A 12013-nucleotide genomic window follows, 5' to 3' on the forward strand; every position below is an offset into this window, starting at 1 on the left:
ATAGTTAGCGTGCCCATCGGCTGACTGCGATTGACGTGGCGATCATCATCGTCATGTAGATCAACGTCGCAATCGAAACACCCCAGATCAGCAACCCCAAAGCTTTACGGGGTGAAAAATTAAATTCGCCGGCCAACTGTGGCACGCTATCGAAACCGACATAGGCCCAAGGGGCGAAAGCAACAATCACTGCAATTGCGGCGACCGGCGAGGTATCGGTCGGATAGCCAGGTGCCATGGTGATGTCGTTGGTGAAGTAATAAATCACCATGGACACAAAAATTATGGCAACACTGACGATAATCAGCACCACAGCGTAGAACTGGAAACGGCCAGAAATCGACGCTCCGCGGTAGTTCAAAAACCCGAAAACAACGATAAATAGCGACGCAATCAGCACTTCTGGCAAATAAATATCCCAGCCAGCAACCTCGTAGAGCTTGTTGCGCATAAAAAGATCCGGCAGCGTCACGCGGAAGACCAGCGTGATCGCCGAAGCATTCAGCGCAACGATACCCGCGTAGCCGAGTGTCAGCGCCCAACCGGCAATAAACGCGTGTATTCGACCCAGCGAGGCAAGAGCAAAGGCTACGCCACCGCCGGTGACCGGCAATGCCCGCACCACGAATCCATAGCTAAAAGCGACGACAAGGATGGCGAAACCACCAATGAGAAAGCCCAGTAGCGTACCGTACAGGCCTCCCTCACTCATCCAATCGAAGGGAAGAATGAAAGCGCCCCAACCAATCGCAGAGCCCAGCGCCATGGCGAAGACCCAGGACGGCTTGAATGTTTTGTCCAATGCCGGGGCGTTGTCAGCGACGCCAGTTGTTTGCGGATTGGTGGATGTTACCGGTCTGTCTATAGATTCACTGTCAGGCATGAATCAAGCATAACGCGGATCACACAAGTCTGTGATTTACGTGGCCCTAAAAACCGGAACCATCTATCCCTCATCGGCTGTGTCAGCAGGCGTACCTGCTCCGGCACGTAGTTCATCGAGGCGTTGGAAGAAGCGATCAGAAACATTCACCGCCGTGGTCGAGCCACCACCGTCGACGACCAGCGTGGCAAAAGCGATATCGTCGTCTCGGAAACCGGTAAACCACGCGTGGGATCCTCCGGAGTACTCCGCCTCACCGGTTTTGCCGTGGATCGTGCCTCCGGCTTGCATACCCGCAGCGGTACCCGAGGCGACAACTTCCCGCATCATCGAGCGCAAACCTTCAATAGCTTCCGGGGACGGACCTGGGACGTCTTCACTCGGTGTTGTCTCATGACCTTCGATCAGCGTCGGCACAGGGCGGTGCCCTGCAGCCACTGTCGCCGAGACTAGAGCAAAACCAAATGGGCTAGCCAGATCCAGGCCCTGGCCGTAACCAGCTTCGGTGCGTTCAAACGCGGTTTCGCCTTCTGGAATTTCCCCGGTGATGGTCACTAATCCGGGGATCTCATAGTCAATCCCGAGGCCAAATTTTTTGCCGGTCTGTTCCAATTCACCTGGCGCGAGGTTCGTCGACATTTCCGCAAACGTGGTGTTACATGACGCAGCGAATGCGCGCTGTAGCGGAACGGTACCCAGCGAGAACTGATTGTAGTTAATCACGGTGCGGCCTTGGATATTCATCGTTCCCGGACAGCCGACATACGTTCCCGGACTAACATCCTGGTGTTCGATTCCAGCTGCCGCGGTAATGATTTTGAATACCGATCCGGGTGGATAATGCCCATTGAGGGCAATATCGCCGTCTTTATCTGCTTCCGGAGTTTGTGCGACCGCGAGAATTTCCCCCGTCGACGGACGCATCGCCACCAACATGGTTTGTTTATCTTCCCGCATGGCGACGGCATCTTGTGCCGCCCGTTGTACGTTGTAATCGATCGCTACTTTCAGCGCCGGGGCCGGGTCTGCATCATGCACACTCACGTCGGACAGCGCAGCCCCCTGGGGATTGACCACGCTCACTTTCCAGCCGTTAGCTCCTTCCAGATCATCGCCAACGATCCGGGTCACTCGCGACATAATATCCGGCGCAAAGTCTTTTTCCACCGGAACCATCGCCGGTTCCTCGTTCAGGCGGACCCCGGGCACGCCTGCAAGGTCCTCGGCAATCGCCGGGCCTTCATCGGCGGAATACACACCAACCGAATAAATCCCATCAATGCCTTCTAATGACGATGCCAGCTCAGGAGCATCCAGTGAAGAAATTGTCGTATCCCTGTGACTGGCAGCATTGACCGCACTAGCGATACGCGCTGCAGCCGCGCGGGGATCATCCAACTGGGCGGTATCGACCAACAACCGGTGCGAAACTCCTGGCGACAAGAGCTCTACCCCATCCGAGGACACCACGCTGGCACGAGCTGCTTCGACCGCACGCAATTCCAGGTGTTGATTAGCCCCGAGATCCGGGTGAATGATCGTCGGCTTATAGCGCACAGTCCACTCATCAGACGCCTTCGTCAACGTCATCTCAGTGTCATAGACCAACTCGCGATCGCGCGGGAGATCCCAATGCATGGAATAACGCGCCGTGGCTATCGAATCATTGACGTCGACGTCGTCCAGAGTGGCGGTGAGGCCTTCTGCCTGTAATCCCGTGAAAGTATCGTCGATTGCGTTCGTGATGTCCTGTGGGTTGTCCACAACATCAGATAAAGCCTCCGCATCGCGTTCGGCCATGGCATCCAAGAATTCTTGGGCGACCGGGTCTGCAGAGGCTGGCTTTGGGGTGCACGCCGCCAGCGTAGAACCGCCAATGACAGCGGAAACCAGCAGCGCAACCGTCTTTTTCATGACGAAAAGACTAACACGACAACGTCATGATTTTAGGAAGTGACGCGCACATCGGCCTTAGCGCCTTCTTGTGCTTCCAAGCCCTGTTCCTCAGCGATGATATTCGCCTGCTCAATCAGAGTCTCGACAATCTGTGATTCGGGGACGGTCTTCACGACCTGCCCCTTCACAAAAATCTGTCCCTTACCGTTACCCGATGCCACGCCAAGATCAGCATCGCGAGCCTCACCAGGGCCATTAACGACGCATCCCATCACAGCAACGCGTAACGGGAATTCCAAGCCGTCGAGGCCTTCGGTGACTTCTTCGGCCAACTTGTACACATCCACCTGGGCGCGACCACACGAAGGGCAAGAAACGATCTCCAGCTTGCGTTCCTTCAGGTTCATCGCCTGCAGGATTTGCTCGCCAACTTTGATTTCTTCTACCGGATCAGCTGACAACGACACGCGGATGGTATCGCCAATTCCTTGCGAAAGCAGTGCACCGAAAGCTACCGAAGACTTAATGGTGCCCATCATCAACGGACCAGCTTCTGTCACGCCCAAGTGCAGCGGGTAATCCGTCTTGGCTGCCAACTGTCGATATGCCTCCACCATCAGCACTGGATCGGAATGCTTGACCGAAATCGCAATATCACCGAAGCCGTGTTCTTCGAACAGGGAGGCCTCCCAGATCGCGGATTCCACCAAGGCTTCCGGGGTTGCCTTGCCATATTTTTGCAGCAAGCGTTTGTCTAGCGAGCCGCCGTTGACGCCGATGCGGATGGGAATTCCCGCATCGCCAGCCGCCTTGGCAACTGCTTTCACCCGGCCATCGAACTCCTTGATATTGCCGGGGTTCACGCGTACCGCGGCACACCCGGCATCAATGGCCTGGAAAATGTACTTCGGTTGGAAGTGGATGTCCGCAATCACCGGAATCGGCGACTTTTTCGCGATCGCCGGTAGTGCCTCAGCATCGATAGGCTTCGGGCACGCAACCCGGACGATATCGCAGCCGGTAGCAGTCAGCTGGGCGATCTGCTGCAACGTTGCGTTAATATCATGGGTTTTGGTCGTCGTCATCGACTGTACTGAAACCGGATAATCCGATCCGACTCCCACATCACCGACCATAAGCTGACGCGTCTTACGCCGCGGAGCCAGCGTTGGCGGCGGACCTTCCGGCATTCCGAGTCCAATCGGAGTTGGCATGTATTCTCCTTGCAAATTGCGAACGTGCTGGCAATATTCTAACACTGCCAGCAACTACTACACACTGCTAAAACAGCATGATGGGATTGACCAGATCGGCAATAATGACGATCACACCGACAGTCAGTAGTAATGCCGCCATGCCGTAGGTCAACGGCAGCAATTTTTCATAATTCGCCGGGCCACCTGGTTCTTGGCCACGCAGTCGACGGACAAGGTTGCGCAGCTTTTCCCACAGCACCACCGCGATGTGCCCGCCGTCGAAAGGCGGCAGCGGGATCATGTTAAACAGCGCGAGGAAAAAATTCAGCGTCGCTAGCATCATCCAGAACATCGGCCACAGCTCGCGTTCGACGAGTTCACCGCCCGCACGCGAGGCACCCACCACGCTCATCGGGCCATCTTGTTCTCGCTCTGCACCAAAAATGGAAGCCGCAACCGCGGGGATCTTACTTGGGAAAGCAATAATGCCGTCCACCGTGGCTTTCAGCATGTACCAGGAATAATCGAGACTCGCCGGTATCGCCTCAATAACGTTGTATTCACGATGCACATCCAGCGGCGCGTTGGTCAGGCCAACCGAGCCGACGGTCTGTGGCTGGCCGTCGGCGTCGTAACGCACCACAGAGTCCAGCTCGACATCCAGCTGCAACTGTTGGCCATCACGTTCAATATCCAGCGTGACGGTCTCCCCCGGCCGGTCCTGGACCTCATCGCGGAACTGCATGAAATTATCCAGCTGTTCGCCGTTAAGTCCGGTAATAATGTCTCCGGCGACAACTCCGGCTTCTCCACCAGCGCCGTGGCCCGTACAGTCTTCTAATTCAGCAGGCGCATCCGCCTGAATGGGCGCCTTTTGATCCGCAGAACACGTCACCTCGCCTACCTTCGCCCGGACGTCGGCATGCGGATCTGGCAACCCAGCACTCGCCGCGACAAAGAACAAGATCAGCAACCCGAGCACAACATTGACGAATGGGCCCGCCGCCAACACCGCAATACGCTGCCACGCCGGCTTGGAGTACATGGCATGCGGCTTTTCCTCCTCCGTCATCTCGTCCATCGCGGTCATACCAGCAATGTCACAAAAGCCACCAAGCGGAAGCGCAGCTAGCCCATACCGGGTATGCCCTTTGGTAAACGACAGTACGGACGGGCCGAAGCCCACATAAAAGCGACGCACGCACATACCAAATGCCCGCGCCGAAACCATATGCCCGGCCTCATGCAGTGCGATCGTGGCCGCAATGCCCAGGGCAAACAGGAAAATGCCAAGAATAAAAGCCATCGCGAAAACTCTACCTTAACTACGCACTAGGACAGGCGGTGCGCGCGTGTGATGTGTTCCCCGGCAACGCGGCGGGCGGCTTTTTCCAGTTCATAAATATCGTCGAGGCTGTGAGCAAGCGGTCCCGGTTGCTGTGCGAGGGTCTCCATCACGGTGCCGACGACATCAACAATCTGTGGGAAACGGAGCTGCCCACGCAAGAATGCGGTAGCGGCTTCCTCATTGGCAGCGTTAAACACTGCGGGTAGACCGTCGGTAGCAAGCGCAGTGCGGGCTAAATCCAGGGCGGGAAAAGCATCGTTATCCACCGGCAGAAATTCCCACGACTGTGCGTCTTGCCAGTTGATCGGCGGCTGCGCATGCGGGAGGCGGTTCGGCCACGCCAATGCCAATGCGATCGGAAGCTTCATCGACGGCGGCGAGGCCTGCGCAAGCGTAGAGCCATCGCAAAACGTCGCCGCTGAGTGCACGATCGACTGCGGATGCACCACCACGTCAATGTTGCTGGCGGGAAAATCAAATAGATAGCTGGCTTCGATCAGCTCAAGGCCTTTATTAACCAAAGTCGCGGAATTGAGCGTATTCATCTGCCCCATCGACCATGTCGGGTGCGCTGCGGCTTGCTGCGGAGTGACATCCCACATACGTTCGCGGTCCCATCCGCGAAACGGGCCCCCGGAGGCAGTAAGCACCAACCGCGAAAGCTCTTGCCGACGCCCAGAACGCAGAGCCTGCGCCATAGCAGAATGCTCAGAATCAACCGGAACAATCTGGCCCTCTGCTGCTTGTTCTAATACCCAACGTCCACCAGCAACGAGGGATTCTTTATTCGCCAGCGCCAGTGTCGAGCCTGCGCTCAGCGCAGCAAGCGTGACCGGCAACCCGCGCGAACCGTCCATCGCGTTGAGTACGACATCTGCGTGGGCAGCCGCACACAGCGTAGCCGCTGCATCCGGACCGCTCGCAATATTTTCGCCGAATTCTTGCGAGATCTTCTGCGCTGCGGCTTTATCGGCGACGGCGAGAAATTCCGCTGAAATCGCGAAATGTCGTGCCTGCTGACACAGCAACTCCGGCCGCGAGCCACCCGCGGCGAGCCCAACTAACTCAAACTTATCCGGGTTATCGGCGATAACTTCTAAGGCCTGGGTGCCGATCGACCCGGTCGAGCCCACCACGACGACAGTGCGCTTGTGGCCGGTTTCCGGAGCTACCGTCTGCTGTTTGTGTTCTGCACCAATCACGCCCGCTACTTTATCGCCTAGATGCCTTAATCGCTTTATACCCGTCGGTATGCAAGAATAAAGACAGCTATGTTTCAAGTTCGGCACTTGCCACCACAATAGACACCATGGTCCCGTCAACTCACACCGTTGTCGGGAGCAAGCAGGTTTGTTCTGGTGGTGCACCGGACACAGGTTTAACTGACGTTGATGTGAAGGAGTATCCGCTGTGGCTTCCCACGAACCCGCACCGCAGGTACATAACGGTGTATCTACCCTCGATGTTCCCTCGGCGGCCTGGGGTTACAGCGCCGTAAAGCGCACCACCATCCAGGTGACTGGCTGGATTTCCGTCCTGTGGCTCTTGGGGTTGAACTTCGGTAACCACGAGGGTCACGTCGAGACCATCTACCTGTTTATTTTCGCGATTCTGATTGCACTTGGCTTGCTCATCCACCTGTTTGAACCAAAGCTTTCTCAGGTACGCACCCTGACCGGTCGCAACAAGGGCGAAAACCACAAAGAACCAGAATGGGCTTACCAGCAGGCGACCCTCACCGGTGTCTACGCTGAGCTGACCGATTCGCAGCTGCGCTCGATGAACATCGACCCAGCGCGTGTTGCTCAGTTGCGTGCCGGCCAGCGCAACGAATCTATCGAGGGCTAATCACCACCGCGGTTACTCATACCGCATCAAACTAATAGCCACCCCGGTTTCGGGGTGGCTATTGTTGTACGTGGAGCTTTCTCAAACCCAAAATACGTTCCCGAGTTAAACTCTGGCTTCAGCTTCCATTTTTCGGTCTGCTTCTTCCTCGGCAGCCAGCTGACCACAGGCTGCCGCGATTTCTTGTCCCTTGGTATCACGAACGGTGCACGGTACCCACTGCGAAACGCGACGGACGAACTCGTCTTGTCGGTCTTTCGGCGAGGCATCCCATTCTGAGCCTGGGGTTGGGTTCAGCGGGATCAAGTTCACATGCACCTTGGTGCCCAAGGCTTTCCACAGCTTCTCTCCGAGGAGATCCGCACGCCAATCCTGATCATTCTTATCGCGGATCAAAGCATATTCAATAGAAACACGGCGTGAGGTCTTTTCCACGTAGTACTTCGCGGCATCCAGCACTTCTTCTACCGACCAACGGTTATTCACGGGCACCAAGGTATCGCGGAATTCGTCGTCCGGCGTATGCAAAGAAACCGCCAGGGTGACGTTCATCTGCTCGTCGGCAAGCTTGCGGATAGCTGGTGCCAGTCCCACCGTGGAGACTGTCACGTTACGAGCAGAAATACCGAATCCCTTCGGACCGGGGGCAATAATCTGGGCGACGGTGTCCTTCACGCGCTTGTAGTTTGCCAGTGGCTCACCCATGCCCATAAACACGATATTCGACAAACGCGAGCCTTCGTCGGCAAGAGTTTTCGCTGCATGACGCACCTGCTCTGTCATTTCTGCGACTGAGAGGTTACGGTCCAACCCGCCTTGGCCAGTCGCGCAAAATGGACAGTTCATGCCACACCCAGCCTGCGAAGAAATACACAGTGTGGCACGGTTCGGATAGCGCATCACTACCGATTCCAACAAGGTTCCATCATGCAGACGCCACAACGACTTTGAGGTATGACCGTCATCGGTTTCCTTGGAATACAGGTGTGTCATCAGCTGTGGAAATAGAGCATCTGCGACTTTGTCCCGGGCGTCGGCAGGTAGATCCGTCATCGTCGTCGGATCGGCTTCGTAACGCTCGTAATAGTGGCGCGCAATCTGATTGGCACGGAATTTTGGTAACCCCAGCTCGGCTAACGCGTCGATGCGTTGCTGTTCACTCAAGTCCGCAAAATGCTTTGGCGGAAGGCCCCGCTTTGGGGAGGAAAAATCGAGTTTAACTGGTTGTGGCATGACTGCCATACTGCCTTGTTCGAAGCGTATGGACAAATCGCTAAGCGCTATATTCCACCAGCGTATTAATCAGCAACCACGTAGCCATGGCCGCGGGCAGCATGCCGTCAATACGGTCCATGAGTCCACCGTGGCCAGGAAGAATTGCTGACATGTCTTTGATGCCAAATTCACGTTTAAATTGCGACTCCACAAGATCGCCCAGGCTGGCGCAAATTACTAACCCCACGCCCAGCACGAGGCCGATGCGCCAATCATCATGCAGCAAGAAATGTACACTCAGCGCCCCAGTGATCATGCCAAACAACACTGAGCCCGCAAAACCTTCCCAGGATTTCTTCGGACTCACCGCAGGCGCCATGGGGTGGGCACCAAACATGACGCCAGCGGCATAACCACCAACATCGGAGGCCACGACACATAACATAAAGGTCGCGATCGAGGCACTACCCGATGCCCATGGAGTACTCAGATGCGACAGCATCGCGCCAAACGAGGCGAACAATGGGATCCACATCAGCACGAATACGCCAACGGACATATCACGCAAATAATTCTGCGGGGCAGCGTGCCTGCCATTATGAAATAGCCTGCCGAACATCAAAACCAAAACGGATGCAACAAACGCCGCAACCAAGCCCGTGATGTCAAATGGCCACGACAGCCACACCATGGCTTGGCCCATGATGATCATTTGATAAAACGGCAGGCTGTAGGAGTTTTCCCGCAAGCGTGAGAGCACTTCCCACATAGCCACGGCCACGCCGATAGAAACAACCGGATACCACGCGACCGGGCCAATCAACAGCGCGCCAATAACCAGCGCGCCCAGCAACACACCAACACCGATTGCTACGCGAAGATCACGGCCGGCATCGTTTTTTGGGTATGGGAGGTGGCCACGCAGTGACCAACCGGGTTTCGATTCCTTCATACCCCTCCTTAAGGCCCGTGTCTGGAATTCTTAGTGACAGTGTTCGCTGAGTGACCGCGTACCTGGCATGCACGCATGCACCGTGTTCGTGGCAGCGCTAATGCTGGTTGTAGAAAGACGTCGCACTGCGAGTTAACCACACTCACAGTGCGACGTTGGCAAAATGATGAAAAGAATTTAGACTTCCATCAATTCGGATTCTTTGTTGCCGACGACGTCATCGATGGAATCGACGTACTTCCCGGTCACTTTTTCCATCTCGGCTTCTGCCGCCTTGACTTCGTCTTCGCCACTTTCGCCATCTTTTTGCAGCTTCTTCAACTGCTCCATGGCTTTCCGGCGAACGTTACGGATAGCAATCTTGCCGTCTTCGCCTTTGGAACGAGCAAGTTTTACCATGTCTTTACGACGTTCCTCAGTAAGCTGCGGGATAGTCACGCGCAGCACTTGGCCGTCGTTCGTTGGGTTCACGCCGAGATCAGAGTTGCGGATTGCGTTTTCAATCTCACCGATCATCGACTGCTCATAAGGCTTGATCAGCAACATGCGTGGTTCAGGTACCGAGACCGTCGCCATCTGGGTAATAGGTGTCGGGGCACCGTAGTATTCCGCGACCAGGCCGTTAAACATCGATGGGTTCGCCCGGCCGGTGCGAATGGTGGTGAGGTCTTCACGGGTGTGCTCAACAGAGGCGGCCATGCGCTCTTCTGCTTCCAGCAAAATATCATCAATCATGAATAAATCCTGTATGTAATCGAGTAATGCAGATCTGCAGCCGAACTAGTGTGTCCAGCTATCCAGCTGTTTCTAGCTTTCCTGTGAGGTTACCAGGGTGCCAATACGTTCCCCGGCTACCGCGCGGGCGATATTGCCCTCAGTCAACAGATTGAACACCAAAATTGGCATGTCATTATCCATGCACAGGCTAAAGGCCGTGGCATCAGCAACCTTCAGGCCCTTTTCGATGACTTCCCGTGGGGTAATTTCTGCGTAGAGTTCAGCATCTGGGTTATACCGTGGATCATCGGAATAGACTCCATCGACACCCTTGGCCAAAAACAGCACCTCTGCCCCAATTTCCAGGGCGCGCTGAGCCGCAGTGGTATCCGTAGAGAAATACGGCATTCCCATGCCCGCGCCAAAAATGACCACGCGTCCCTTTTCCAAGTGCCGGTCGGCACGCAATGGCAGATAAGGCTCTGCGATTTGGGCCATGTTGATAGAGGTTTGCACACGGCAGTCCACGCCCAGTTGCTTCAGGAAGTCCTGCAGCGCCAATGAGTTCATGACTGTACCGAGCATGCCCATGTAGTCCGAGCGGGCCCGATCCATTCCGCGCTGGGATAGCTCAGCGCCTCGGAAGAAGTTGCCACCACCGATAACGACGGCGATTTCCGCGCCGGTTTTTGCTACCTCGGCAATTTGGCGGGCCACGTTTTCGACCACATCCGGGTCAATGCCGACGGTTCCACCGCCAAACATTTCTCCGCCGAGTTTCAACATGACGCGTTTATAGCGGGTTCTTTGGGCACTCTCGGTGTCAGTCACCGTTGTTCTCTCCTTGGCTGTGCAGACAATAGCTTCCATGCTACCTTCTCGGCTCACTAGCCTAGCAATTAGAGCCCTGGCTCGGCACACAATCCTCCCCACAAGGTATGTACGCAACCCCACAATCAGGGCTTAGGCCCGCTACCCCAGATACAGCAAAACCCTCGCCGTAATGGCGAGGGTTTACCGGGTAAGCAGTGCGCAAGGCGCCTGCATCAGGGTTTATGCCTGACCAACCTCGAAACGACGGAAACCGGTCAGCTTCACGCCTGCTTCTTCAGTTAGCTGAGCGACAGTCTTCTTGTTGTCTTCCAAGGATGGCTGTTCCAAAAGAACGACGTCCTTGTAGAAGCCATTCAGGCGACCTTCGACAATCTTCGGGATGGCCTTTTCTGGCTTGCCTTCTTCGCGAGTGATCTGCTCAGCGATAGCCTTTTCCTTCTCGACGATCTCGGAAGGAACGTCCTCGCGAGTCAGGTACTTGGCCTTCAATGCAGCAACCTGCATGGCGGCAGCGCGGGCGACGTTATCAGCGTTGTCAGCATCGGATTCGTAGGAAACCATGACACCCACTGATGGTGGCAGGTCGCCGGAGCGCTTGTGCAGGTAGATAGCCACTTTGTCGCTGTCTACGGTGGCGGCGCGCTTCAGTTCCAGCTTCTCGCCGATCTTGGCGGACTGCTCCTGGATCAAATCGCCAGCGGTGCTGCCGTCAACCTCGACTGCAACCAGTTCTTCCTGGGAGTTAGCCTTTGCGGAAGCGGCGGCGTCGGCGATCTTCTGGGCGAAGTTAATGAAGTCCTGGTTCTTAGCAACGAAGTCAGTTTCGCAGTTAACTTCGACCATGGTGTTGCCGGAAACAGCGATCAGGCCTTCGGAAGCATCGCGGTCTGCGCGCTTGCCGACGTCCTTGGCGCCCTGAATACGCAGGGTCTCAACGGCCTTGTCGAAGTCTCCGTCGTTTTCTGCCAACGCCTTCTTGCAGTCCATCATGCCGGAGCCGGTCATGTCACGAAGCTTTTTTACGTCTGCAGCGGTGTAGTTCGCCATAGTGTGGGCGATCCTCCTTGTATAGGAACCTTTGATAGAAACAATAGGGAAAACGCCGAAACGCTCATCAGCTACGT

11 protein-coding genes are annotated in these 12013 nt (G+C 55.8%); 1 reads left to right on the top strand and 10 read right to left on the bottom strand.

The window, feature by feature from the left end:
• Window positions 1-4: 4 nt before the first annotated feature.
• The 5 genes from ACP8MI_RS06520 to dxr all read right to left on the bottom strand — a co-directional run bounded on the left by ACP8MI_RS06520 (window position 5) and on the right by dxr (window position 6525).
• Complete coding sequence (locus ACP8MI_RS06520) at window positions 5-883, bottom strand: APC family permease (protein WP_284589466.1); 879 nt, start codon at window positions 881-883, stop codon at window positions 5-7.
• Between the two features lie 63 nt (window positions 884-946).
• Window positions 947-2797, bottom strand: coding sequence for a penicillin-binding transpeptidase domain-containing protein (locus ACP8MI_RS06525; protein ID WP_284589465.1), 1851 nt, complete (start codon window positions 2795-2797; stop codon window positions 947-949).
• Between the two features lie 32 nt (window positions 2798-2829).
• Window positions 2830-3993 (bottom strand): flavodoxin-dependent (E)-4-hydroxy-3-methylbut-2-enyl-diphosphate synthase, encoded by a 1164-nt coding sequence (gene ispG / locus ACP8MI_RS06530; protein WP_284589464.1) that lies wholly within the window; start codon window positions 3991-3993, stop codon window positions 2830-2832.
• A 67-nt stretch (window positions 3994-4060) separates the two neighbouring features.
• A complete protein-coding gene (locus tag ACP8MI_RS06535; RefSeq protein ID WP_284589463.1) occupies window positions 4061-5281 on the bottom strand; it encodes a M50 family metallopeptidase in 1221 nt (406 codons plus the stop codon).
• A gap of 26 nt (window positions 5282-5307) precedes the next feature.
• Window positions 5308-6525, bottom strand: a complete 1218-nt coding sequence (gene dxr / locus ACP8MI_RS06540) for a 1-deoxy-D-xylulose-5-phosphate reductoisomerase (RefSeq protein ID WP_284589462.1) — start codon at window positions 6523-6525, stop codon at window positions 5308-5310.
• Between the two features lie 208 nt (window positions 6526-6733).
• Between dxr and ACP8MI_RS06545 the strand changes: the two genes are divergently transcribed.
• Window positions 6734-7171: a DUF2631 domain-containing protein gene (locus tag ACP8MI_RS06545; protein WP_018119764.1), complete on the top strand. Its 438-nt coding sequence runs from the start codon at window positions 6734-6736 to the stop codon at window positions 7169-7171.
• Between the two features lie 105 nt (window positions 7172-7276).
• Here ACP8MI_RS06545 and rlmN read toward each other — a convergent pair whose 3' ends face one another.
• From rlmN to tsf, 5 genes are all read right to left on the bottom strand, one after another.
• On the bottom strand, window positions 7277-8404 hold the full coding sequence (gene rlmN / locus ACP8MI_RS06550; protein ID WP_026167741.1) for a dual-specificity RNA methyltransferase RlmN: 1128 nt from the start codon (window positions 8402-8404) through the stop codon (window positions 7277-7279).
• A gap of 40 nt (window positions 8405-8444) precedes the next feature.
• A complete protein-coding gene (locus ACP8MI_RS06555) occupies window positions 8445-9338 on the bottom strand; it encodes a phosphatidate cytidylyltransferase (protein ID WP_018119766.1) in 894 nt (297 codons plus the stop codon).
• Between the two features lie 177 nt (window positions 9339-9515).
• Window positions 9516-10073 carry a ribosome recycling factor gene (gene frr, locus ACP8MI_RS06560; RefSeq protein ID WP_018119767.1) on the bottom strand — a complete coding sequence of 186 codons (558 nt, stop codon included), beginning with the start codon at window positions 10071-10073 and terminating at the stop codon, window positions 9516-9518.
• Between the two features lie 72 nt (window positions 10074-10145).
• Window positions 10146-10841 (bottom strand): UMP kinase, encoded by a 696-nt coding sequence (gene pyrH / locus ACP8MI_RS06565; RefSeq protein WP_049148525.1) that lies wholly within the window; start codon window positions 10839-10841, stop codon window positions 10146-10148.
• A gap of 267 nt (window positions 10842-11108) precedes the next feature.
• Window positions 11109-11936: a translation elongation factor Ts gene (gene tsf / locus ACP8MI_RS06570; RefSeq protein WP_284589461.1), complete on the bottom strand. Its 828-nt coding sequence runs from the start codon at window positions 11934-11936 to the stop codon at window positions 11109-11111.
• Window positions 11937-12013 lie beyond the last annotated feature (77 nt).

The organism is Corynebacterium sp. LaCa_70, assembly GCF_058182015.1.